This window comes from Shewanella colwelliana (assembly GCF_001735525.1).
GTDB classification, from domain to species: Bacteria; Pseudomonadota; Gammaproteobacteria; order Enterobacterales; family Shewanellaceae; genus Shewanella; species Shewanella colwelliana.
Window position 1 is genome coordinate 260,335 of sequence record NZ_MCBT01000001.1, and the last position, 21,843, is coordinate 282,177.

The 21,843-nt window shown below is 45.1% G+C and carries 19 protein-coding genes; 6 read left to right on the top strand and 13 right to left on the bottom strand.

Annotated features, from left to right (window positions below):
• The first annotated feature begins 55 nt into the window (after positions 1 to 55).
• Both BEL05_RS01140 and BEL05_RS01145 read left to right on the top strand, forming a co-directional pair.
• A complete protein-coding gene (locus tag BEL05_RS01140) occupies positions 56 to 1,300 on the top strand; it encodes an alpha/beta hydrolase (RefSeq protein ID WP_069670044.1) in 1,245 nt (414 codons plus the stop codon).
• Positions 1,301 to 1,502: 202 nt separating this feature from the next.
• Entirely contained in the window at positions 1,503 to 2,504 is a 1,002-nt protein-coding gene (locus BEL05_RS01145) for a hypothetical protein (RefSeq protein ID WP_069670013.1), read from the top strand.
• 55 nt (positions 2,505 to 2,559) lie between these two features.
• Here BEL05_RS01145 and BEL05_RS01150 read toward each other — a convergent pair whose 3' ends face one another.
• From BEL05_RS01150 to cobB, 4 genes are read right to left on the bottom strand one after another with little or no spacing between them, the layout of a single operon-like run.
• Positions 2,560 to 3,231 carry a Type 1 glutamine amidotransferase-like domain-containing protein gene (locus BEL05_RS01150; protein WP_069670014.1) on the bottom strand — a complete coding sequence of 224 codons (672 nt, stop codon included), beginning with the start codon at positions 3,229 to 3,231 and terminating at the stop codon, positions 2,560 to 2,562.
• Positions 3,232 to 3,276: 45 nt separating this feature from the next.
• Positions 3,277 to 3,570, bottom strand: a complete 294-nt coding sequence (locus BEL05_RS01155) for an antibiotic biosynthesis monooxygenase family protein (RefSeq protein ID WP_069670015.1) — start codon at positions 3,568 to 3,570, stop codon at positions 3,277 to 3,279.
• Between the two features lie 17 nt (positions 3,571 to 3,587).
• The gene (locus BEL05_RS01160; protein ID WP_069670016.1) at positions 3,588 to 4,052 is read right to left on the bottom strand and encodes an ATP-binding protein; all 465 of its coding nucleotides are present in this window, start codon (positions 4,050 to 4,052) and stop codon (positions 3,588 to 3,590) included.
• Positions 4,053 to 4,062: 10 nt separating this feature from the next.
• The gene (gene cobB, locus BEL05_RS01165) at positions 4,063 to 4,806 is read right to left on the bottom strand and encodes a Sir2 family NAD+-dependent deacetylase (protein WP_028764892.1); all 744 of its coding nucleotides are present in this window, start codon (positions 4,804 to 4,806) and stop codon (positions 4,063 to 4,065) included.
• Positions 4,807 to 5,129: 323 nt separating this feature from the next.
• Between cobB and fur the strand changes: the two genes are divergently transcribed.
• Positions 5,130 to 5,561: a ferric iron uptake transcriptional regulator gene (fur, locus tag BEL05_RS01170; RefSeq protein WP_028764891.1), complete on the top strand. Its 432-nt coding sequence runs from the start codon at positions 5,130 to 5,132 to the stop codon at positions 5,559 to 5,561.
• Positions 5,562 to 5,969: 408 nt separating this feature from the next.
• Positions 5,970 to 7,619 carry an FMN-binding glutamate synthase family protein gene (locus BEL05_RS01175; RefSeq protein ID WP_069670017.1) on the top strand — a complete coding sequence of 550 codons (1,650 nt, stop codon included), beginning with the start codon at positions 5,970 to 5,972 and terminating at the stop codon, positions 7,617 to 7,619.
• A gap of 52 nt (positions 7,620 to 7,671) precedes the next feature.
• On the opposite strand, the gene BEL05_RS01180 is transcribed toward BEL05_RS01175, so the two are convergent.
• From BEL05_RS01180 to sdhC, 9 genes are all read right to left on the bottom strand, one after another.
• Positions 7,672 to 8,826, bottom strand: coding sequence for an OmpP1/FadL family transporter (locus tag BEL05_RS01180; RefSeq protein ID WP_069670018.1), 1,155 nt, complete (start codon positions 8,824 to 8,826; stop codon positions 7,672 to 7,674).
• 259 nt (positions 8,827 to 9,085) lie between these two features.
• Complete coding sequence (gene sucD / locus BEL05_RS01185; RefSeq protein WP_028764888.1) at positions 9,086 to 9,958, bottom strand: succinate--CoA ligase subunit alpha; 873 nt, start codon at positions 9,956 to 9,958, stop codon at positions 9,086 to 9,088.
• Positions 9,958 to 11,124, bottom strand: a complete 1,167-nt coding sequence (gene sucC / locus BEL05_RS01190) for an ADP-forming succinate--CoA ligase subunit beta (RefSeq protein WP_028764887.1) — start codon at positions 11,122 to 11,124, stop codon at positions 9,958 to 9,960. The genes sucD and sucC overlap by 1 nt, the downstream gene beginning before the upstream one ends.
• Before the next feature lie 101 nt (positions 11,125 to 11,225).
• The gene (gene odhB / locus BEL05_RS01195; RefSeq protein ID WP_028764886.1) at positions 11,226 to 12,416 is read right to left on the bottom strand and encodes a 2-oxoglutarate dehydrogenase complex dihydrolipoyllysine-residue succinyltransferase; all 1,191 of its coding nucleotides are present in this window, start codon (positions 12,414 to 12,416) and stop codon (positions 11,226 to 11,228) included.
• A gap of 32 nt (positions 12,417 to 12,448) precedes the next feature.
• The gene (sucA, locus tag BEL05_RS01200; protein WP_069670019.1) at positions 12,449 to 15,271 is read right to left on the bottom strand and encodes a 2-oxoglutarate dehydrogenase E1 component; all 2,823 of its coding nucleotides are present in this window, start codon (positions 15,269 to 15,271) and stop codon (positions 12,449 to 12,451) included.
• A 214-nt stretch (positions 15,272 to 15,485) separates the two neighbouring features.
• Positions 15,486 to 16,193, bottom strand: coding sequence for a succinate dehydrogenase iron-sulfur subunit (locus tag BEL05_RS01205; RefSeq protein ID WP_028764884.1), 708 nt, complete (start codon positions 16,191 to 16,193; stop codon positions 15,486 to 15,488).
• A gap of 10 nt (positions 16,194 to 16,203) precedes the next feature.
• Entirely contained in the window at positions 16,204 to 17,970 is a 1,767-nt protein-coding gene (sdhA, locus tag BEL05_RS01210; RefSeq protein WP_028764883.1) for a succinate dehydrogenase flavoprotein subunit, read from the bottom strand.
• A complete protein-coding gene (gene sdhD, locus BEL05_RS01215) occupies positions 17,971 to 18,318 on the bottom strand; it encodes a succinate dehydrogenase, hydrophobic membrane anchor protein (protein WP_028764882.1) in 348 nt (115 codons plus the stop codon).
• Positions 18,312 to 18,707, bottom strand: a complete 396-nt coding sequence (gene sdhC / locus BEL05_RS01220) for a succinate dehydrogenase cytochrome b556 subunit (protein ID WP_028764881.1) — start codon at positions 18,705 to 18,707, stop codon at positions 18,312 to 18,314. The genes sdhD and sdhC overlap by 7 nt, the downstream gene beginning before the upstream one ends.
• A gap of 413 nt (positions 18,708 to 19,120) precedes the next feature.
• Between sdhC and BEL05_RS01225 the strand changes: the two genes are divergently transcribed.
• Both BEL05_RS01225 and BEL05_RS01230 read left to right on the top strand, forming a co-directional pair.
• Positions 19,121 to 20,407 carry a citrate synthase gene (locus BEL05_RS01225; protein WP_028764880.1) on the top strand — a complete coding sequence of 429 codons (1,287 nt, stop codon included), beginning with the start codon at positions 19,121 to 19,123 and terminating at the stop codon, positions 20,405 to 20,407.
• A gap of 363 nt (positions 20,408 to 20,770) precedes the next feature.
• A complete protein-coding gene (locus tag BEL05_RS01230; RefSeq protein WP_028764879.1) occupies positions 20,771 to 21,835 on the top strand; it encodes an efflux RND transporter periplasmic adaptor subunit in 1,065 nt (354 codons plus the stop codon).
• The last annotated feature ends 8 nt before the right edge of the window (positions 21,836 to 21,843 follow it).

Genomic DNA, 21,843 nt, shown 5'->3' on the forward strand with positions numbered 1-21,843 from the left:
TTTATTCAATGCTGCTAGGCTAAATAACACGCTGCGAACACGGAGCTTTAAAGCAATGAATGCCCTTACAAAGCTATTAATTTTATTGTTTACACTATTACTTTCTATCATCTCATCACCACTATCAGCCCAAGATAATGGCGTCGCAATTGTGGAAGGCTATGCCTATCACCACCAGTCAAAAGTCATGGCTGAGCAGCGTCGTTACCAAGTCGCGCTGCCCGAGCGTTACTTTGCTTCAAATAGGCAATATCCCACCCTGTATGTCGTCGATGGCGACTTTCAGTTTCAGCACGTTTCGGCAACCGTGCACCATCTTACAAGGATGGGCAAGATTGCCCCCATGATTGTTGTCGGTATCGCGAATCAAGGCCCTACTGACTATCTGTATGCCACCACATGGGCAGATAAATCTGACGAGGCATTTGGCGGTGCTGTTACCTTTCATCGCTATATTACGAATGAATTAGTGCCACTTATCGATAAACAATACCGCACTAACAATAAACGAGCACTGTCAGGGTACTCGCTAGGAGGTCTTTTCACGCTTTTTAGCATGACCCAAGCTGATACCCCCTTTAATGCTTTTGTGGCCATGAGCCCCAGTGCTTGGTTCGATAACCAGAACATTACCAAAAAACTAGATGGTGCCGCTGAGCAACAAGGTCTTAAACATCCGCTTTTTATCAGTGTTGCTAATGAACAGGAGATGGGCGTAGATACGGTGGTGCAGTGGTTAGAGCACCACGCCCCAGAGAGCCTGTTGTGGCAGTTTAAGTCTTACCCTGAGGAAAATCACTTCACAACTGCATTGCCCGCACTTTATGATGCGCTCACCTTTCTTAGCCCAGATTATGGCGCCGATGGTGGAGAGATGTTGGCCATGGGCGATGTGGAGCAGGTGTTGAGCTATTTTGAAACCAGCCAGTCACAATGGGGCGGATTTGAATTTGAGTGGTTACAAGCCTACCAATTCGCTAAATACCTATTTTGGTCCAAACAAACTGACAAAATTGATCAGGTATTAGCCCAGATCGCTAAGAAGTTCCCACGCTCATTAACGATTGTTACCGTACACATCGCTAAGGGGATGAACATTAAAGGCGAACATCAGCGTGCAAAGCAGTTACTCGATAGCGTGGCCGCAGAAGGCATCAATTCCCCTGACTGGCAACACGAACTGAGTGTCTACTATGGGGCACTACAACAAACCGCTAAAGCTGATCACCATCAACAACTCGCTCTATCGTTAGCCCAGCAGTATCAGTTGCGCTCTTGGGATGTCTGGGAGCTAAAATAGCGCCCATAGCTTATGAGGCGTTATGACCGACATAACGCCTAAGTCTTTACATGCCAGTAAAATCTTTACATGGCACTAAAATCTTTCATCCATCTCAGTCACAATAACTCAAAATTCATTTGATAATCATGTTTTTAATATGTTAATAAGGGAAGTCTTTACTGCTGTTTGCAGTCATTTAACCGAATATAAGGATGATATTGTGATAGAGAGTTTGCTCACGGAAAAAGTACAATTAGGGTTTGATATTGCGACCAGTGCAACCATTATCGGCGCATTAGTTTCTTGGGGATGGGAAAGCAGAAGACGCGCGCAAAAAGAGCAGCAGATAGGGATTAACGAGCGGGCCCGTGCAACCTCTTTAGACAAAGTTCAAGAGATATTATCTGAATTCGAATCCTCATTTAGCAAATTGGTACTCGCGGGAACCAAGTTTGAAACTCCAGTCGATAGACGGGTGAAGTCCACAGACAGCGGTCTAGACTTTTCAAGATTGTCTTCACGCATCGAAGCCAGTGATGAGTTTCTCCAAGAAAACATCGCTCGTCTAGAAGAGTTTAGAGAGTGGGTTGATATTTTTTATGAAAGTATCCAAAAGCGCCGCTACTCACTAATACCAGTGCTCGACTCACTCTCGGATGGACGAGAATTTTTAGAGGCATTTCTCAAAGATATCGAAGAGATCTCACAACTCCACAATAAATTAGGCTCGGGTTGGATTGGGTTATTAAATGAGTTCAATTCCGTACATTTAATGGCTAAAGAGCTACAAGAAAATTGCCAAGAAGAGGGGTTTATTAACGCCTTAATCGAAAATGAAGACTATAGACGAAAAGCATTTGCGCTTATTTTAGACGCAGATTACTGCAACTGGGTGCGCTCTTTTGCACCGAATGAAGATAAAGAAGAATTTGTTCGGCTTGTTACAGCTAATCAATACGATGAAAATATGAAATTGATGTTTGCGACTTATGTCAATTTCAGCGGTAACATTATCGAAAAACCGAGCGAATTGTATGCACAAATTCTCTATATGGCATCTTCAGAGGTGCAGTCTGCCCGAATTGAGTGTAAAGACGTGCTGATAAAACTCAGTGCTCTGAGCCATAAACTCTTAGCCAACGATCAAAATCGCCCATTATCAGCGATTGTGACAGAGTATGAATCAGATAAATTCTTCGGTAAAAACTCTTTCATTCGATAAGTGAACCGCCAGGCAGATGGCTTATATTAATCAATATAAGCCATCTGCAATGGTCTCATTGATTGATCGATAAAAGCTGTAAACCATCAAATAGCAATGGTGAACCAAACCCTAACAAACTCCCCTGTTCAAAGATAACCGCATCATCATCAGCACATAAAATTGCAGGAAACTTTGCTAGCGTTTGACTACTCAGGTGCTCTGCTGCCGTAAGTGCCGCATTGACACCGTTATCTGTCTTATCGGTATGGGGAATAAACTGATAGGGAATGAGCTGCAAGCCAGCCATGTCGGAGAGTTCAACGTCATTTTGATCGCCACACAATGTGGCTGACTCAATACTAGGGCATAGCAACATCGCCCCAGCGCTTAAATCGATAAAACCACCTCCGGCCTTAGAGAATGCACATAACTGATGCGCAACGTCTCGGTCTTGAATACCTTTAAGAAAGCGATAGGTGTCCCCTCCAGCCAGGTGAATCACATCGCACTGACATATTTGCTCAAAAGTTTGCAGGCAAAAATCTTGCTCTAAGTCTACGTAGCAACAGAGATCTGCACCGAACTGCTGATAATAAATTTGCATCTGCCGGTAATAGCGACGGTCAGGCTCATGGGAAGAGGCTAAATAGCCAATGCGAATCGCGCCAGCGATGTTACCCAGCAAATGCCTGATGGCAGAAATGGCCGCATCACTCTTGGGGGCACTCAGTAATACAAATTTCATTAACATCCTTATTTAAACTCAACAGAATCTTTTAAATCATGGGGCTTATACTGCGCTACTATAGCTTCGCTTTACTTCAACGATTTGCACTTGATAACTTTGATACCATTTATGCTGGCCAGAGTGCTGCGCCACCTGATGTTGACAGTCTTGCTTCCAAGCCAAGATATCCGCTTCACTATGCCAATATGAGATAGCAATCTCCTCATCCCCTTCTGTCACAGCGACAAAATCGATACACCTGTATTGCTCAAAGGCCAACTGGCGCATCTTAACCGCCATCGCCGAGTAGGCTTCATCTTGATTAGCCACTTTGGCCCTAAATATGACTGCGTACATACTTGCCTGCTCCTTGCTTAAAAAGCTTGAAACTGTGCCGCCATCGACCTAATTTGTGCAATTGGTACCCCATGACGATTGCGACGGGCACACAACTCCTGATGAGCACTATCAGTGGGATTCCCTATCAACACAATTCTAACTTGGTAGCCTAGTGCTTTTGCCGCAGCCTCATAGGCCATAAATTCCCAATGCGCCATATTGGTGTTATCACAAATAACAATGGGCTCATTGCGGCTTAATGCTTGGATAAAAAAAGTCAAGTTTTGTTGATGGTATTGAGATAGCTTACGGACATTGAAACGGTACTCGCCATCCTCAATAAACAACGCATCGGTTGAAAAAATCCCTCGCTGGCGCAGTGCAATTGCATCATTAGGCGTTTGTGTCAAAATAAACTGCTCAACCCAATGGCTCTTACCACTCCCAGGTAAGCCCCGCATAATGATGGCCAATTTACCGCTTTTATCCCCTTCACTCATAGTAATTATTCTATCCTTGCGCCGCTAAGTTCACCTGATCACTGATGATCTGTCCTTGCAAGATCTGCTCAACAAGTTGCGGGACTATTTCACTAGCTTTGCCTTGGAGGTGATACTGGAATTGACTATGACGATCGGCTTCAATCAGATTCACTTCCACCGTTTGTGCTCCATGATGATTAGCGGTATCGACAAAGCCGGCTGCAGGATACACAGTGCCAGAGGTACCAATAGCAATAAACAAGTCACAGGTATCTAAGGCATGTTGAATACGATCTAAACCAATTGGCATTTCACCAAACCAGACCACATGGGGTCTCAAGCGTTGTGCTGGAATACAGCAAGTACAGGTATGGTGCACGCTAAAATGATCGGTGAGCAAAAAAGTTTGCTGTGAACGAGGACAACGACCCTTTGTCAACTCGCCATGCATATGTAATAAACGCCGAGAGCCCGCGCGCTCATGTAGATCATCAATATTCTGTGTCACCACTAAAAGCTGACCATCAAATTCATTCTCTAACCGTGCTAACGCCAAATGAGCCGCATTGGGCTCGACATTACCATCGTGTAGCTGCTGCCAACGTTCATTATAGAAGCGCTCTACCATTTCAGGGTCCCGTTGGTAACCTTCAGGCGTTGCCACATCCTCTATCTTATGTTCTTCCCACAAGCCATCTTGATCTCTAAACGTACGAAGCCCCGACTCAGCCGAAATACCAGCCCCGGTTAACACTACGATTTGTCGATACATCTGCGGTCCCTTTTATTGTCATTATTATGTCCCTAAAACCAGCTTACAATTGAGAAGTTAGGGATTCTTATATTTACCAAACCCTGCCATAATTTTTCGCAGCAAACTATTGGGCGTTAGTATAAATAACACTACAAAAAGTATGCTTAAATTGCAGTATTTATCGCACAGGTTGGTCCAATTTAGCGCAAAAAATTGCCTAAGCGAACAATATGCAAGATCAAAGGTTTAAGTTTTCAAATTCACCCCCTATAATGGTTTGCAATATCAACTACCGAACCTGTATTGGCTTTGCTAATGGTTCTGCAATCAAGAGATTAATAATGACAGATGGAAATCAAGCGCTAAAGAAAGCGGGATTAAAGGTCACCTTACCACGCGTCAAGATCCTCGAACTCATGCAGGGACCCGAAAACCAGCATATCAGCGCGGAAGAACTATATAAAAAATTGCTCGATCTAGGTGAAGAGATCGGATTAGCAACCGTTTATCGAGTATTGAACCAATTTGACGATGCCGGCATTGTATCCCGTCATCATTTTGAAAGTGGCAAAGCCGTTTTTGAACTATCATCACAACATCATCATGATCACTTAGTCTGTTTATCTTGTGGTAAAGTCATTGAGTTTTCAGACGATGTCATCGAGCGTCGTCAAGATGAAATCGCAATGAAGCACAACATCAAACTGACTAACCACAGTTTATACCTTTATGGTGTTTGCACTAACGATGAGTGCGACCACGGCGAGGCCTAACACTGAATAGCTAACCTACGGCACAATACCAAAGGGTTGCATATCATCACGAAAAAGCCAGCATAGCGCTGGTTTTTTGTTACTTATCCGTGTGCAATGATTAAGGAGTATTTTGCGCATCATTGACAGGATAAATGAAAAACAAATAAAAGGATTATTGAAAGTTAGTCCTCCGTATTCCCAGCCAGCCCCATCAATTAAGCAATATATCGTATCAATAATTAATACCGGCATCGATAAGTAAGCGACTCACACCTTAATGCCTGATCACTCACTTGCGTATGCGCTTGTTGCAACCTTAGTAAACAATTTAAATAAATACCCTTTAATAAGAGACTTATTATTTAATCCAAATATAATCACGTTATGTCACCAGACAATAAATAGCAGTTTTTACACGGAGGTACTATGACCATAATGCAACGAGTATTTTGGTTGATTGCCACATTAGGCAACATCATCGCGCTGTCCCTATATGTAAACCAAAGCTCTGTCGCTAGCACACTTTTGCTAGCCTTCACGCTAGGCTATACAGCAATAGGCAGTTACGATCTGTATATCAGCCCACACACACTCAACAAACTCTACCCAGTGGTTGCCTACTTACGCTACTTTTTAGAGTCTTATCGGGTTGAAATTCAACAATATTTTATCGCTAATGACACCGAAGAGAAGCCCTTTAATCGAGAGCAGCGCTCTTTGGTCTATCAACGCGCTAAAAATGTACGTGATACTATCGCCTTCGGCACCCAACGTGACCTCCTCGAAGAGAACTACCTCAGCTTGTGGCACTCGCTATCGCCTAAGCACCTAAGTGATGACGTCAAACGCATCACCATAGGGGGACCCGACTGCATTCAACCCTACGATGCGGCCTACCTCAATATATCGGCGATGAGTTTTGGCTCACTAAGCGCCAATGCAATAGAAGCACTCAACCTCGGTGCAAAACATGCGGGCTGTTACCATAACACTGGCGAGGGTGGCGCAAGTCCCTATCACTTAAAGCATGGGGGAGATATTGTCTGGCAAATAGGCTCAGGACTATTTGGTTGCCGTACCGACGATGGCCGGTTTAACCCTGTCACCTTCGAAAAAATGGCCGCTAAGCCACAGATTAAGATGATTGAAATTAAACTCAGTCAAGGGGCAAAACCGGGTCATGGAGGGGTACTCCCCAAAGCAAAAATCACCCATGAAATTGCGATGATACGACATATCCCTATGGATAAAGATTGTGTCTCACCCGCTGTCAATCCAGAATGCACAACGCCAATTGCCCTACTGCAATTTGTTAAAACCCTGCGAGAATTGAGCGGCGGAAAACCGGTTGGCTTTAAATTGTGTATTGGTAATCCGGCTGAATTTCTAGCTATCTGCAAAGCCATGCTTGAAACTAATATTCTTCCCGATTTTATTACCATTGATGGTGCAGAAGGTGGCACAGGTGCAGCCCCTGTTGAGTTCAGTAACCGTTTAGGTATGGTCTGTTTAGAAGGTGTCTATTTTGTTCATAACGCATTAGTCGGCGTGGGCCTTAGGGATAAAATTAAACTAATCGCATCAGGAAAAACAGCATCAAGCTTTGATTTGCTTGCTAAAGTTGCCATGGGCGCCGACGTTGTTAATGCGGCGCGAACTATGATGTTAGCCATGGGCTGCATTCAATCTCGTCATTGCAACACCAACCAGTGCCCAACAGGTATCGCCACCCAAGACCCTGCTCGTTCTCACGCTATCGATGTTGAAAGCAAAAGCGAGCGAGTAAAAAATTTCCAACAAAATACCTTGAAAAGCTTCTATGAACTGGTGGGTAGCATGGGGCTAGATAACCCTAACCAGCTTACCCCCAATATGCTTAAACGACGCTCTCCCTATGGCTTGTTGATCTCCAGCGGTAGTTTAGTTGCACCACTCGCACATAATGCCCTGCTAACAGGTCACACTCAAGACTCAGCATGGACAACCTGGTGGCAGCAGTGCAGCGCGGTGCAGTTTTATTGTGAGGACACCTATGTCCTGACTCCTGCGGAATTTAAGCCCCCACACGAATGCTAGGTATTTACGCGCTTATTGCACTAGGCTACCGAGAGCCTTTTGCGATAGTGAGCTAAAAGCTTAATGAGAGCCCAACAAAATGAACCCGATTATTGCTGTAATAGCCAGACGGCTGTATCGGGTTCAGTGCATTCCCTGTTATCTCGCCATCTCCTAAGGAGTTATACTGGTAGGCAAAGCCAAGCTCATTGCCTGTTTTCAATCTCTTGACAGCACCGATACCAGCTCGCCATTGCTTATCAAGCGGTAGCAATACATCACGATTTTCAGCAGTTAAGGGACTGCTATCCATGCTCACTCCCGCTTGCAAGGTCCACGTCGTTAACTGGTAACTTAGTGCCACACCACCACCCCAGGTATCACTGTATCGCTCATCATACTCGCTCCATTGCTGCCAGTGACCACTCACCATTAGCGTCACGGCAGCGTTCAATTGATGCGCCACCCCGACGTCAACAGACTGTGGCCAGTTAACATCAATCGCCTGGGGCGAGAGAACTTGACTCCTTAAGTCTAAATTATGTTTAGCCCCATAGTTATAGGTCACCCCAAAATGAGTATTCTGCGACAAGTGATACATAGCCCCTAACGCAAAAGATGGTGCCCAGTTCTCACCAACCAGACTGTTCGCCTTATCAGTGTCTTGAAACAGATCAATCGCAACTTCCGCATACTGGGCTATCATAGACGCCCCCAATGACCAGCTGTCATTAACTTGGTAGGCTAACGATGTCGTTAAGTTAACAATGGCAATGTTATTGTCATTGATGATATTTAATGGGCCTCCGGCCACACCATTATCGTAGCTAAGTCCCAGTCCACCAGGCGCATGTAAGCCCATGCCGACAACCCAACGATCATCAAGGCGTTTACCATAGGAGAGGTTTGGGGTAAATTGTCCCGCTTCACCAGTGGTTTCCTCATGCGGTCGCCCTGCACTATTGCCTGTAAAATCAGACTCAACATCTAAGTATTGAACACCGATCATGATACTACTATTGCTAATGCGACTTAGCCCAGCTGGATTGGCCATCACTGCCGATGCATCACGGTTGTTGGTGACATTCGCAACACCTGCTGTCCCAATACTTTCAGCAGTTGCCAGCTGAGATAAGCTTAAGCCAGCAGCAGAAACATTTGCAACCATGGTACTGGAACCCAATACAATAGTGATTGAAAGCAAAAGCTTTTTTGTAGCGTAATTCATCGATGTCCCTTAGCTGAAGTGTAGAAATCATCACAACTCGGTAACGGATTATCCTCCTCACTGCCTGTGAGCGATAATGAATAATATTTATAAGTGATATACGAGATTGATATCAAGATTAGCAAAGTTATTAACCCAGTAAATGATGTTAGCGAAAAATTGAGTAAAGACGATAAACAAAATTGTGACTTGGCAAAGATGCCGTTTTTAATCCAATAAAAAAGGCGCCCTAAGGCGCCTTTTTAACTTGTTGGAAAAATTACCAACCCGTCTTAGTACGTAGTGCACTGCCAATATCTGCAAGTGAACGAACTGTCGTTACGCCTGCTGCTTCTAGTGCGGCAAACTTATCTTCTGCAGTACCTTTACCGCCAGCAATGATCGCACCAGCGTGACCCATGCGCTTACCTTCTGGTGCAGTCACACCAGCAATGTAAGATACAACAGGCTTAGTCACGTTAGCTTTGATGAACTCAGCCGCTTCTTCTTCAGCAGTACCACCGATCTCACCAATCATAACGATTGCTTCAGTTTGTGGATCGTTTTGGAACATTTCCAATACGTCGATGAAGTTAGTACCAGGAATTGGGTCGCCACCGATACCAACACATGTTGATTGGCCGAAACCTTCATCGGTAGTTTGCTTAACCGCTTCGTACGTCAAAGTACCAGAGCGAGAAACAATACCTACTTTACCAGGCTTGTGGATGTGACCAGGCATGATACCAATCTTACATTCACCCGGGGTGATAACACCTGGGCAGTTAGGACCGATCATGCGAACGCCTGTTTCTTCAAGCTTAACTTTAACTTCAAGCATATCCAGAGTAGGAATACCTTCAGTAATACATACGATTAGCTCAATGCCACCGTCGATAGCTTCAAGAATGGCATCTTTACAAAAAGGTGCTGGTACATAGATAACTGTCGCTGTTGCGCCAGTTTCAGCCACGGCATCTTTTACAGTATTAAATACTGGAAGACCTAAGTGAACTTGACCACCTTTTCCAGGAGATACACCACCAACCATTTTTGTGCCATAAGCAATAGCTTGTTCTGAATGGAAAGTACCTTGACCACCAGTGAAACCTTGACAGATAACTTTGGTATCTTTATTGATTAATACAGACATTATTTGCCCTCCGCAGCAGCAACAACTTTAACCGCAGCATCAGTAAGTGACTCCGCTGCAATAATGTCAAGACCAGAGTTAGCCAATACTTCGCGACCGAGATCTGCGTTAGTACCTTCAAGACGTACAACAACTGGCACTTCAACACCCACTTCTTTGACAGCGCCAATGATGCCTTCAGCGATCATGTCACAACGTACGATGCCACCAAAGATGTTCACAAGAACAGCTTTAACATTGTCGTCAGAAAGAATGATCTTAAATGCTTCAGCTACGCGCTCTTTAGTTGCTCCACCGCCTACGTCTAGGAAGTTAGCTGGCTTGCCGCCGTGCAGGTTTACGATGTCCATGGTACCCATTGCTAGGCCTGCACCGTTAACCATACAACCCACGTTACCATCTAGAGCAACGTAGTTAAGCTCAAATTTAGCCGCATGTGCTTCACGAGCATCATCTTGTGATGGATCGTGCATATCACGGATTTTTGGTTGACGGAACAACGCATTGCCATCGATACCGATCTTACCGTCTAGACAGTGAATATTGCCTTCGGTCGTGATAACAAGTGGGTTGATCTCTAGCAGTGCGAAATCATGGTCGTTAAACATCTTAGCAAGACCCATGAACACTTTAGTGAACTGCTTCATTTGAGTTGGGTTTAGACCCAACTTGAAGCCAAGATCACGAGCTTGGTATGGTTGAGGACCAGTCAAAGGGTCGATAATTGCTTTGTGAATCAACTCCGGCGTTTCTTCAGCCACAGTCTCAATCTCAACACCACCTTCAGTTGATGCCATGAACACAACACGACGCGTCGCACGGTCTACAACGGCACCAAGATAAAGTTCGTTAGCGATATCAGTGCAGCTTTCTACTAAAATTTTAGCAACTGGCTGACCTTTCTCATCAGTTTGGTAAGTCACTAAGTTCTTACCTAACCAATTTTCAGCGAATGCTCTGATCTCTTCTTTATCGCCGGTAACTTTAACGCCACCTGCTTTACCACGGCCGCCTGCGTGTACTTGACACTTAACAACCCACATATTTCCGCCAATATGGCCTGCTGCTTCTACCGCTTCTTGAGGGGTGTCACATGCAAAACCTTCTGACACTGGTAAACCATATTCGGCAAATAGGGATTTTGCCTGATACTCATGCAAATTCATGATGATCTATCCGTATACTTCTTATCAAATCCAACCAGCTCATCAGAGCCAGTAGCGAGGGTAATGCCTATCAAAGTGATAGGCATTGAATCAACGTCGTCTTACAGGTCGAGTAGTAGACGAGTTGGGTCTTCGAGGAAGTCCTTAATGGCAACCAAGAAGCCAACAGACTCACGACCATCGATAATACGGTGGTCATAAGACAGTGCTAGGTACATCATAGGCAGAATTTCTACCTGACCATTAACTGCCATTGGGCGATCTTTGATGGCATGCATGCCTAAAATCGCGCTCTGTGGCAAGTTAAGGATTGGCGTAGACATGAGTGAGCCAAACACGCCACCGTTAGTCACGGTGAAGTTACCACCCGTCATATCATCAACGGTCAACTTACCATCGCGGCCTTTAATAGCGAGTTCACGTACATTACGCTCAATATCAGCTAGGCTCATTGTGTCAGTATCACGCAGTACTGGAGTAACTAGACCACGAGGGGTAGATACTGCGATACTCACATCAAAATAGTTGTGATAAACAATATCATCGCCATCGATTGATGCATTCACTTCAGGGAAACGCTTAAGGGCTTCAGTCACCGCCTTCACGTAGAAAGACATGAAACCTAGGCGAATGCCGTGACGCTTTTCAAACACTTCTTGATATTGCTTACGAATGTCCATGATTGGCTTCATGTTCACTTCGTTGAAGGTGGTCAACATAGCTGTTGAGTTCTTCGCTTCAAGTAGACGATTAGCAATAGTCTTACGTAGACGCGTCATTGGTACACGCTTTTGACTACGCTCACCTAGTGGCGCTACGACCGCAGGGGCTGCAGCGGGCTTCGCTGCAGGCGCTGATTTAACGAACGCTTCAACATCTTCTTTCGTGATACGTCCGCCAACACCAGTACCTTTAAGCTTTGATGCATCAACATTATGTTCAGCAATCAAACGACGTACAGATGGACTTAGCGCATCATTAGACTCATCGCTAGCCGCATCTTGAGGCGCCGCAGCTTCAGCTTCAGCTTTAGACACTTCCTGGCCAGCAACCGCACCCGCTACAAATTTAGCGATCACAGCTTCACCCAGAACGGTGTCACCTTCTTCAGCAAGAAACTCTACGATTGAACCATCTTCTGGCGCAACCACTTCGAGAACAACTTTATCTGTTTCGATATCAACTAGGTTCTGATCGCGAGAAACTTGTTCGCCAGCCTTAACATGCCAAGTGGCAATAGTTGCATCAGCAACAGATTCTGGCAGTACGGGTACCTTGATTTCGATACTCATGGATCACTATCCTTTTTATAAATTGTCTATTACTACAGTTTTAATGCGCTATTAATTAAAGATTCTTGCTGTTGGGCATGCAGTCCTGGATAACCACAAGCCGGTGCAGCAGATGCTTCACGACCGGCGTAGGTTAGCTGTGCACCTGCAGGGATTGCCGACCAGAAGTGGTGCTGGCTACAATACCAAGCTCCCTGGTTTTGTGGCTCTTCCTGACACCAAACAAAATCTTTAACGTGCTGATACTGGGCAAGGATCTTGTCCATATCTTCATGCGGGAACGGATAAAGTTGCTCAACACGAACTAGGGCAACATTAGTAACGTTCTCTTTACGACGTTTTTCAAGCAGTTCGAAGTAGACCTTACCGCTACAGAACACAACGCGATCAACCTTACTCGTGTCTTGCTCATCAATTTCAGCAATCACGTTTTGGAAGGTGCCAGAGGCAAGTTCTTCCAAGCTAGATACGGCTAATGGATGACGCAACAGAGACTTAGGTGACATAACGACTAATGGGCGACGCATTGGTCTAACGACCTGACGGCGCAACATGTGGTAGACCTGAGCTGGCGTCGATGGCACACAAACTTGCATATTGTGGTTTGCACACAGTTGCAAGAAACGTTCTAGACGCGCACTTGAATGCTCAGGACCTTGGCCCTCGTAACCATGAGGTAACAGCATGGTCAGGCCACACAATCTGCCCCACTTCTGCTCACCTGACGATAAGAACTGATCAATAACCACCTGAGCACAGTTAGCAAAATCACCAAACTGCGCTTCCCAGATAGTCAAACCACCGGGTTCAGCTGTCGCGTAACCGTATTCAAATGCCAAGACCGACGCTTCAGATAGCACTGAGTCAGAGATATCGATAGGGCCTTGATCGTCCGTTACCTGACGTAAAGGCAAATAAGCGGTCGCATCATTTTGATTATGCAGCACGGCATGACGATGAAAGAAAGTACCACGACCAGAATCTTGCCCAGTAATACGCACGCGTTTCTTATCTTCAAGAATCGATGCATAAGCTAAGGTTTCAGCAAAGCCCCAGTCGAGCAGTTTCTCGCCATTAGCCATTGACACACGATCTTTGTAGATCTTAGCAACACGAGACTGCAACTTATGATTTTCTGGCACATAACTGATCTTTTGCGCAAGGTTTTCTAAACGCTCAAGCGACATTGCCGCCGGATAATCTTCATCCCATTCGCGATTGATATAAGGCGTCCAGTCTACAGAATGCAGTGTCATTGGACGCCACTCTTTCACGACACAATCTCCTTGATCGAGTGCATCACGATAATCATTGATCATCGAGGTCACTTCATCAGCACCAAGGGTGCTTTCTTCAATTAGACGGTCAGCATAGATCTTACGCGGCGTTGGGTGTTTCTTGATTTTTGCATACATTAATGGCTGTGTTGCACTTGGCTCATCAGCTTCGTTATGGCCGTGGCGGCGATAACAAACGAGATCAATGACTACATCACGCTTAAAGGCGTTACGGTAATCAACAGCCACCTGCGCCACAAAAGCGACGGCTTCTGGGTCATCAGCATTAACGTGGAAGATGGGTGCCTGTACCATTTTAGCAATATCGGTACAGTATTCAGTTGAACGAGTATCTTCGGTCAAGTTGGTCGTAAAACCAACCTGGTTGTTAACCACGATTCGGATACTACCGCCAACTTTAAAGGCTCGGGTTTGAGACATGTTAAATGTCTCTTGCACAATACCTTGACCCGCAATTGCACTATCACCATGAATGGTAATTGGCATCACTTGCAAGCCAGTATCACAACCACGACGGTCAAGGCGAGCGCGAACAGAGCCCATGACCACAGGGTTTACAATTTCAAGGTGAGATGGATTAAACGCAAGCGCTAGATGAACATTGCCGCCTGGCGTTTCAAAATCAGAGGAGAAACCTTGATGATACTTTACGTCACCAGAACCATTTAATACGTCGCTGTGCTTACCAGCAAACTCATCAAATAACTCTGATGGTTTTTTACCTAATACGTTGACCAGTAGGTTAAGACGACCACGGTGAGCCATGCCCACAACAATCTCTTTAGTCCCGGCTTCGCCACCGCGATAGATAATTTCACGCATCATAGGGACTAACGCATCACCACCTTCCAGTGAGAAACGCTTCGCGCCAGGGAACTTAGCACCGAGGTATTTTTCCATACCTTCTGCGGCGTTAAGGCCTTCTAAAATACGGGTTTTAGCGGATTTATCGTAATTGGCTCTACCTAAGGATGGCTCCAAACGTTGCTGAATCCAACGTTTCTCTTCGGTATCGGTAATATGCATGTATTCGGCACCAATTGAACCACAATAAGTGGCCTTAAGTGCTTTTACGAGATCTCTTAGCTGCATGGTGTCACCACCGTGCGCAAAGGAACCCGTATTGAATTCACGCTCCATATCTTCGCTAGTTAAGCCGTGGAAGGCAGGGTCCAATTCAGAGACAGCTTCACGCTTCCATAAACCGAGGGGATCCAGATTAGCATTCTGGTGACCACGGAAACGGTGGGCGTTAATCATCTGAAGAACTTTAACTTGCTTAGCATCTACGTCAGGGTCGGTCATTCGAGTTGCACTCTTATGACGGCCTTCTAACGCTAAACTACGAAAATATTCACGTACTTTAGAGTGGGCAGCTTCGGGCACATCTGCTGTTGCACCGTTGGCATGTGGGAGGTTATCAAACACCGCTCGCCAGTCATCAGAAACTGACTGAGGGTCCTCTTGATAGGCTTCATACATCTCTTCTACATAGGTCGAATTCGCACCACTTAGGTGAGACGAGTCGAGCCAGGCTTTCATGATGCCTTGGTGCATTTCTATTCCTTTCAAACTTTATACACGTGTTTAGCCAAAGTCTTAAAAATGCAATCCCAGTTAAACGCACTGCAATTGCAAAATATCTGCCGCCCCTAGAGTCCAGATTTCACGGCACATTGTAGTTCCATTACACAAAAGAGCCACTTCTCTTACAGAAGAAGTGACTCTCACTGAGCTATATAATTATTAAAATCAGCTCATTTTGTTGCATTTAAACTGCTCTCTTCAGCAACATAGACTTAATGTGTCCAATCGCTTTAGTTGGGTTAAGTCCCTTAGGACATACATCCACACAGTTCATGATACCGTGACAGCGAAATACGCTATAGGCATCATCTAGCTCAGATAAACGCTCTTCCGTTGCGGTATCACGGCTATCGATAAGGAATCGATAAGCATGTAATAAACCACTTGGACCAACGAACTTATCAGGGTTCCACCAAAATGATGGGCAAGCCGTTGAACAACAAGCACACATAATACACTCATAGAGTCCATCTAAGTGTGCACGCTCTTCTGGTGATTGCAGATGCTCACGCGCTGGCGTTTTTTCATCATTAATCAAGAAAGGCTTAATTTTTTCGTACTGCTTGTAGAATTGCGTTAAATCTACAATCAAGTCGCGCACAACAGGCATGCCAGGTAGCGGGCGGATCTCCATTTTCTTACCTTTAAAGGTCGAAATTGGGGTGATACACGCCAAACCGTTTTTACCATTCATGTTGACGCCATCACTACCACACACACCTTCACGGCATGAACGGCGGAAAGCCAACGTTGGATCTTGCTCTTTTAGCAGCATCAATACGTCCAGCACCATCATATCGGTACCTTCAGCAACTTCCAACGTATAATCCTTCATGTAAGGCTTAGTGTCTACATCAGGATTATAGCGATAAATAGCAATCTTCAAATTCATCTCAAATTCCTTAGTAGGTACGCTTAATCGGCGGGAAGGCGGCACGAAGCTTAGGCTCCATGTTGACATCACGCTTAGTCATCTGTTCAGTGACTGGGTCAAAAACACTGTGACATAACCAGTTCTCGTCATCACGGTCGAGGAAATCTTCACGTGAATGTGCACCACGACTCTCAGTACGGAAATTTGCTGCATAAGCCGTCGCAATCGCGGTCGCCATTAAGTTATCCAATTCAAGACATTCGATACGCTGGGTATTGAATTCACTTGAGTTGTCAGACAACTTAGCATTCGCTAGACGCTCACGAATTGACTTAAGTTCAGCCAGGCCTTCAGCCATCGCGTCGCCGCTACGGAATACCGAGAAGTTAAGCTGCATACATAGCTGCAGATCTTTACGGATTTTAGCTGGGTCTTCACCGTCTTTATTGCTTTCCCAACGGTTAAGGCGTTCAAGTGACTTAGCGATATCCGCGTCAGAGGCATCTTTAGGATCGGCTGTTGCGTCAAGCGCTTTACCTAAGTGTTGACCCGCTGCACGACCAAATACCACCAAATCAAGTAGAGAGTTACCACCGAGGCGGTTAGCACCGTGAACAGATACACAAGCAATTTCACCGACCGCAAACAGACCAACAACATCTTGCTCGCTGCCATCTTCATTCTTACGAATAACCTGACCGCTCACTTTTGCTGGCAAACCGCCCATCATGTAGTGACAAGTAGGCAGCACTGGAATTGGACCATCTGCCGGATCGATATGAGCGAAGGTACGAGACAATTCACAAACGCCAGGAAGACGCGCTTCTAAGGTTTCTTTACCTAAGTGGTCAAGTTTTAGCAGGCAGTGTGGACCTAATGGACCATCTAAACCGCGACCTTCACGAATTTCAGTCATCATTGAACGTGCAACCACGTCACGTGATGCTAAATCTTTCGCGTTTGGCGCATAACGCTCCATGAAGCGCTCGCCATCTTTATTGAGTAGGTATCCACCTTCACCACGACAGCCTTCAGTCACCAAAACACCGGCGCCAGCAATACCTGTTGGGTGGAACTGCCACATTTCCATGTCTTGCATCTGCACGCCAGCACGCATTGCCATACCGACACCGTCACCAGTATTGATATGAGCGTTAGTGGTCGAAGCATAAATACGCCCTGCACCACCGGTCGCCAGAATCGTTGCCTTGGCTTTGAAATAAACGATTTCGCCAGTTTCAATTTCGATTGCAGTACAACCGACAATTGCGCCGTCTTCGTTCTTAACTAAATCAAGTGCATACCATTCAGAAAAGACTTCCGTCTTGTGCTTAACGTTTTGCTGATAAAGACAATGCAGTAGCGCATGACCGGTACGGTCAGCCGCAGCAGCTGTACGCGCCGCTTGTTCGCCACCAAAATTCTTTGACTGGCCACCAAAAGGACGTTGGTAAATCTTACCGTTTTCAAAGCGAGAGAATGGGAGACCCATATGCTCAAGTTCAATAATCGCTTCTGGACCGGTTTGGCACATAAATTCGATAGCGTCTTGGTCACCGATGAAATCAGAACCTTTAACGGTATCGTACATGTGCTGTTCCCAATGATCTTCATGGGCGTTACCTAGTGCAACGGTAATACCACCCTGTGCCGATACGGTATGAGAACGAGTAGGAAATACTTTAGATAAGAGCGCGCAGCTCTTACCTTCTTTAGAAATCTGTAGTGCAGCTCGCATACCTGCGCCACCGGCGCCAATAACGACCGCATCAAACTCACGTACTGGAATACTCACTTAAACACCCCACACAATAACAATGCCAGCGGCCATATAACTGAAGGCAGCCACGACGAAGACGAATTGGAGTACGCCGCGCAAACTGACGCATTTCACGTAATCAGTAAGCACTTGCCAGATACCGATCCATGCGTGGACCAATATTGCCACTAGGGCTAGCAACGTAAACACTTTCATTGGCAAGGTGCTAAATAAGCCATGCCAAACGTCATAAGTGAGAGGAGAACTAGCGGCAATGAATCCTACTAAGAAAATGGTGTAACAAGTAAGAATTACGGCACTAGCACGAATAAGAATAAAATCATGAACGCCACTGCGTCCAAGACTTGCTGCATTTGTTACCATACCCAAATCCCCGCAATGATTGATAATGCCGCTGCAATTACAAAAGCGACTTTCGCTGAAGCGTTACCTGAGTCTAACTCTTCCCAGCGGCCTGTATCCATAACGAGATGACGTAAGCCAACTACTAAATGGTAACCAAGCGCGGTAAGAATTCCCCAGACGACAAACTTAACGATAAAGTTATCAAAAAGAGATTGGATGCCCGCGAAACTCTCAGCAGATGCGAGTGATTCACTCAACAACCAGATAAGAATGCCGACGGCAAACAGCATGATGACACCGGATACACGGTGAAGGATTGACGCAATCGCTGTTGCAGGAAAGCGAATGGTCTGCAGATCTAGATGGACAGGTCTTTGCTTTTTCACGTTCTGCTCACTCTGCTCCATTGAGCATTATTTTTGTTATTTGAACCTCTTTCGAACGAAATTTGTACAGCAAGCAAACTTACCTCCTAATCTCGTTACAAAAGAAAAGTTTAAACAAACAGTTAACTAATTCAAAAATCACTAATTAAGCATGTAAATAAATGGTTTATGAGTTGGTTTGTTTGTAGCTCTTTCGAGCCGAAGCAAGTATACGCTGCGCAAATGTCAAATACAAACATCACATTATGCAAATTTTGTTTTTTTGGTAAAAAAATCTGCCAAGTTGCTGTATTGACGGGCACTTAACCGCTATTAAGACCATGGTCTAACGAATTTAAACGGTTATTTAAATTGAAATGTGATCTACATTCACTGTAAAGTATTGGCGTTTGACAAGCCGCACTCACATAAGAATGAAGTAAGGAGAACGGGGTATGGCTGATAATATAGCCAAATTGGAACTACCAGGGAACGATTCGATTGATCTGCCTATCAAAAAAGGAACGGCAGGATTTGATGTTATCGACATCAGCAAACTAGGTAGCAAAGGTCATTTCACATTTGACCCAGGATTTTTAGCAACAGCATCCTGCGAATCAGCTATCACCTATATTGATGGCGCCCAAGGTATACTTTTACACCGTGGTTACGCGATCGACGAACTTGCCGTCGATTCTGATTATTTAGATCTTTGTTATTTGCTCCTTTACGGTGAGTTACCTAACAAGGCCCAGTATGAAAAGTTTGTTCACACGGTTAAAACACACACTATGGTTAACGAGCAACTCGCATCGTTTTTCCGTGGTTTCCGCCGTGATGCACACCCAATGGCAATGCTATGTGGTGTGACAGGTGCTCTATCTGCATTCTATCAAGACTCTTTAGACGTCAATGACGAGCGCCACCGCGAAATAGCAGCGTTCCGTTTAGTGTCTAAAATGCCAACCATTGCAGCGATGTGTTACAAGTATTCAATTGGACAGCCATTTGTTTACCCACGTAACGATTTAAGCTATGCCGGTAACTTCTTAAGCATGATGTTTGCCGTGCCTTGTGAAGAGTATAAAGTGAATCCAATCGTCGAACGTGCGATGGATCGTATCTTTATCCTTCATGCGGATCACGAGCAGAACGCTTCAACCTCTACCGTGCGTCTTGCAGGTTCATCAGGGGCTAACCCATTTGCTTGTATCGCTGCAGGTATCGCCTCTCTTTGGGGCCCTGCACATGGTGGAGCAAATGAAGCGTGTCTAAACATGCTAGAAGAGATTGGTACTGTAGACCGCATCCCAGAATTTATTGCACGCGCTAAGGATAAAGATGATCCTTTCCGTCTAATGGGCTTTGGTCATCGCGTTTACAAAAACTTCGACCCTCGCGCTAAAGTCATGCGTGAAACGTGTCATGAAGTTTTAGCAGAGCTTAAGGTCAACGATCCGTTACTGGATGTTGCAATGGAACTTGAGCGCATCGCCCTTGAAGATGAATATTTTGTATCTAAGAAACTCTATCCAAATGTAGATTTCTACTCAGGTATCATCATGAAGGCCATCGGTATTCCAACGAGTATGTTTACCGTGCTATTTGCACTGGCACGCACAGTCGGTTGGATTGCTCATTGGAAAGAGATGTTAGACCAACCTGGTCATAAGATTAGCCGCCCTCGCCAGTTATATACTGGTGCTGAAGAGCGTAGCTTTGTCGAAATAGACAAACGCTAAAATCACAGTTGGCTAAAAAAAGGCACTTTTTAAGTGCCTTTTTTATTGTCTGTAGAACGAGGCATTAACGAAGCCATCCAGTAATACCAATCAGGATTTCACCCTCCTCAATTGAGCAAAACCTGCTCACCATCCTACTGAGTCACATTTTGTAGCAAATCCAATTTGCACCCTGCTGCATTATCCCTATTACTAGTGTTAGCAAATTTAACCAAGTGTTAAATAAAATCACTACAAAACTGCGGCTTTTGTTTCTCACTCAACGAACAAAAAACATAAGCAACTGTAATTAAAGGAAATAGCATATTGGCATGGTAAATGCTTACTATGTTTCAATTGGATAAATAAAATAGGTATGCTCACATGGAATCTCTATCAAAATTTAAAATCGCCCTTCCGTTACTTTTTGTTGCCGTCCTCAGTGCCTGTGGAAATGAAGAACAAGCGAAAGAGGAAGAGAAGTACGCCATCCCAGTTGAAACCACAACCGTCATTCAAGGCGATGTCTCCTCTTTTTATAGTACAACCGCCACACTTGAAGCTCCATTAGAAGCCAATGTCGTCACCCGTATTTCGGGGCTTATCGAATCTTTGAGTGTGGAAGAAGGGGATCGTGTGACCAAGGGCCAACTACTCGCCGTTTTAGATGCTAAACGCCAACGCTATGATTTAGCACGCTCGCAGGCAGAGGTAGAGATCATTGAACAAGAACTCAACCGTTTAAAGAAAATGGGTAATAAAGAGTTCATCAGCGCCGATTCCATGGCCAAACTCGAATACAACCTCCAAGCAGCAATGGCGAAACGCGATCTTGCCGCCCTGCAAGTAGAGGAGAGCATGGTTCGCTCACCTATTGATGGAATCGTCGCTAAGCGCTTCGTTAAAGCGGGTAATATGGCCAAAGAGTTTGATGAACTTTTCTATATTGTTAATCAAGACGAGTTATATGGCATCGTTCACCTTCCTGAAGCACAGCTACACAGCCTACGTCTAGGTCAAGAAGCCCAACTTTTTGCCAATAAACATACCCAAGATACGGTGCATGCAAAGGTGCTGCGCATCAGTCCAATCGTTGATGCTCAAAGTGGTACATTCAAAGTCACTCTATCAGTTCCTAACAAGAATGCGACATTAAAAGCCGGCATGTTTACTCGAGTTGAGCTTAGATATGACACTCACAGCGATGTCATCACTGTGCCGTACAACGCTGTTATCAATCAAGACAATGAGTACGCGCTATATGTGATTGATGGCGAAAATGCATCCCGTCGAGCTGTGACCTTAGGTTATCGCGAAGCTGACACTGTAGAGGTTGTATCAGGTATCACACCTGGTGAGCAGATAGTTATCCGCGGTCATCAAAACCTAAAAGATCAATCTTTAGTAGAAGTGATCAGTGAACTTGATGTTGCTAGCGCACAACAGTAAACGGGAAT

What these genes read in the sequence shown, in the direction of transcription:
- BEL05_RS01140 (WP_069670044.1), top strand. Translation starts at nt 56, where the DNA reads ATGAATGCCCTTACAAAGCTATTAATTTTATTGTTTACACTATTACTT.
- BEL05_RS01150 (WP_069670014.1), bottom strand. Translation starts at nt 3,231, where the DNA reads ATGAAATTTGTATTACTGAGTGCCCCCAAGAGTGATGCGGCCATTTCT.
- BEL05_RS01155 (WP_069670015.1), bottom strand. Translation starts at nt 3,570, where the DNA reads ATGTACGCAGTCATATTTAGGGCCAAAGTGGCTAATCAAGATGAAGCC.
- BEL05_RS01160 (WP_069670016.1), bottom strand. Translation starts at nt 4,052, where the DNA reads ATGAGTGAAGGGGATAAAAGCGGTAAATTGGCCATCATTATGCGGGGC.
- cobB (WP_028764892.1), bottom strand. Translation starts at nt 4,806, where the DNA reads ATGTATCGACAAATCGTAGTGTTAACCGGGGCTGGTATTTCGGCTGAG.
- fur (WP_028764891.1), top strand. Translation starts at nt 5,130, where the DNA reads ATGACAGATGGAAATCAAGCGCTAAAGAAAGCGGGATTAAAGGTCACC.
- BEL05_RS01175 (WP_069670017.1), top strand. Translation starts at nt 5,970, where the DNA reads ATGACCATAATGCAACGAGTATTTTGGTTGATTGCCACATTAGGCAAC.
- BEL05_RS01180 (WP_069670018.1), bottom strand. Translation starts at nt 8,826, where the DNA reads ATGAATTACGCTACAAAAAAGCTTTTGCTTTCAATCACTATTGTATTG.
- sucD (WP_028764888.1), bottom strand. Translation starts at nt 9,958, where the DNA reads ATGTCTGTATTAATCAATAAAGATACCAAAGTTATCTGTCAAGGTTTC.
- sucC (WP_028764887.1), bottom strand. Translation starts at nt 11,124, where the DNA reads ATGAATTTGCATGAGTATCAGGCAAAATCCCTATTTGCCGAATATGGT.
- odhB (WP_028764886.1), bottom strand. Translation starts at nt 12,416, where the DNA reads ATGAGTATCGAAATCAAGGTACCCGTACTGCCAGAATCTGTTGCTGAT.
- sucA (WP_069670019.1), bottom strand. Translation starts at nt 15,271, where the DNA reads ATGCACCAAGGCATCATGAAAGCCTGGCTCGACTCGTCTCACCTAAGT.
- BEL05_RS01205 (WP_028764884.1), bottom strand. Translation starts at nt 16,193, where the DNA reads ATGAATTTGAAGATTGCTATTTATCGCTATAATCCTGATGTAGACACT.
- sdhD (WP_028764882.1), bottom strand. Translation starts at nt 18,318, where the DNA reads ATGGTAACAAATGCAGCAAGTCTTGGACGCAGTGGCGTTCATGATTTT.
- sdhC (WP_028764881.1), bottom strand. Translation starts at nt 18,707, where the DNA reads ATGGAGCAGAGTGAGCAGAACGTGAAAAAGCAAAGACCTGTCCATCTA.
- BEL05_RS01225 (WP_028764880.1), top strand. Translation starts at nt 19,121, where the DNA reads ATGGCTGATAATATAGCCAAATTGGAACTACCAGGGAACGATTCGATT.
- BEL05_RS01230 (WP_028764879.1), top strand. Translation starts at nt 20,771, where the DNA reads ATGGAATCTCTATCAAAATTTAAAATCGCCCTTCCGTTACTTTTTGTT.